A 333-nucleotide genomic window follows, 5' to 3' on the forward strand; every position below is an offset into this window, starting at 1 on the left:
GTGATGCGTATGTGGGAAGCGATTGAAACTTACATGAACCGTAAGCAGCCGTTGATCATTGTTGCAGGTGCGGATTATGGTCAGGGTTCAAGCCGTGACTGGGCAGCGAAAGGTGTTCGTCTTGCAGGTGTTGAAGCGATTGTGGCTGAAGGTTTTGAGCGTATTCACCGTACTAACTTAGTGGGTATGGGCGTGTTACCGCTTGAGTTTAAAGCTGGTGTGAATCGTAAAACATTAGGTTTGGATGGTACTGAGCTGTATAGCGTAATTGGTAATATTGCGCCGCGTTCGACTTTAACTTTAGTGATTGAGCGTGCCACAGCGGACGGTAAA

At 47.4% G+C, this 333-nt stretch carries 1 pseudogene; it reads left to right on the top strand.

Annotated elements, in window-relative coordinates:
• Positions 1-333, top strand: a pseudogene (locus B4237_RS11640) (Fe/S-dependent 2-methylisocitrate dehydratase AcnD); the annotation flags it as partial.

This window comes from Acinetobacter sp. UBA6526 (genome assembly GCF_002434875.1).
Classification (GTDB): domain Bacteria; phylum Pseudomonadota; class Gammaproteobacteria; order Pseudomonadales; family Moraxellaceae; genus Acinetobacter; species Acinetobacter venetianus.